Raw genomic sequence first — 1,525 nt, 5'->3', positions numbered from 1 at the left:
GCCTGATTGCGCAGCGGGCCCCGGGACGAAAGCGCAGCACCCGTCCGCACCATCACCCTCACCGCTGCGACTAGGCCGCCAGCGGCCAAGTCTCGCTGCCTCTCCCATCGCGGGAGAGGCTATTCCGCTGACCGAGCCTAGATAATGGCGCTCACCGCGCGCCTTGCAACTTCTTCTGGCGGCGACGCTGGACCGAGGAGCCGAGCCCCAAAGCCTCGCGATATTTGGCGACGGTGCGCCGTGCGATGTCGAAACCGCGCTCTTTCAGCATGTCGACCAGCTGGTCGTCGGAAAGGATGTTCTTGGCATCCTCCTCGTCGATCAGCGCCTTGATATGGCTCTTCACGGCGGAGGCGGAGACCGCGTCGCCGCCATCGGTCGACTGGATCGCGCTGGTGAAGAAATATTTGAGCTCGAACAGCCCGCGCGCGCAGCTGAGATATTTGTGGCTGGTGACGCGGCTGACGGTCGATTCGTGCATCTCGATCGCGTCGGCGACGCTGCGCAGCGTCAGCGGGCGCAGGTGCGTGACGCCGTTGCGGAAGAACCCCTCCTGCTGCTTCACGATCTCGCTCGCCACCTTGATGATCGTGCGCTGGCGCTGGTCGAGGGCCTTGACCAGCCAGTTCGCCTCGGCAAGGCATTCGCCGAGCCAGGCCTTGGATTTGGCATCGTGCCGCCCACCGGTGAGCGAGACCGCATAGGAACGATTGACCAGCAGCCGCGGCAGGGTCGCGCTGTTGATTTCGATCACCCATTTACCCTCGCGCTCGACCACGAACAGGTCGGGCACCACCGCCTCGATCGACGATCCACCGAAGCGGCTGCCGGGCTTGGGATCGTACTGGCGCAGCTCGGCGATCATATCGGCGAGGTCCTCGTCATCGACCCGGCAGATGCGCTTGAGCTGCGGCAGCGCGCCGCGCGCCAGCAGCTCGAGATTGTCGATCAGCCGCGCCATGCACGGGTCGTAGCGGTCCGCCTCCTTCGCCTGCAGCGCCAGGCATTCGGCGAGATCGCGCGCGCCCACCCCGGTCGGCTCGAGCGTCTGAACGGCGGCCAGCGCGGCCTCGACCTCGGCCAGCGGCACACCCAGCTGGTGCGAGACCTGGAGGAGGTCGCCGCGCAGATAGCCGTTCTCGTCGATCAGCTCGATCAGGTGCCGCCCGATGAACAGCTGCACGCCCGAAAGCACGATGCCCGCCTGCGCGTGCAGATGCTCGCGCAAGGACAGGTCATATTCGAGCGAATCTTCCCAGCCGTCACTGTCCGCGCCGCCGCCGGTGGCGATGTCGTTCATCGACAGCGCACCGTCGAGCCCGGCTGCACCCTCGCCCGCGACGCGCTCGGGACAGTCGCTGACGCTGTCATGGTGGAAGACCTCGCCATTGAGGTCCATGTCGAGCGGGCGGTCGATCTCGCCCATCCCGGCGCCGATCAGCTCGTCGCTGCCGATGGGATCGCCGTCAGAGGGCGGTGCGGCGGGCGCATCGAACACCGCATCGACGCCGCCGAGCTGGATGTC

The 1,525-nt window shown here is 66.8% G+C and carries 1 protein-coding gene; it reads right to left on the bottom strand.

The genetic code is table 11. The features are described 5' to 3' along the window. Window positions 1–151 precede the first annotated feature (151 nt). A partial coding sequence (gene rpoN / locus AX735_RS21330; RefSeq protein WP_066284569.1) for an RNA polymerase factor sigma-54 occupies window positions 152–1,525 on the bottom strand: 1,374 nt, incomplete at its 5' end.

This window comes from Blastomonas sp. CCH1-A6, from assembly GCF_001556365.1.
In the GTDB taxonomy this organism is placed as follows: Bacteria; Pseudomonadota; Alphaproteobacteria; order Sphingomonadales; family Sphingomonadaceae; genus Blastomonas; species Blastomonas ursincola.
This window is presented reverse-complemented; position numbering and strand designations above follow the sequence as displayed.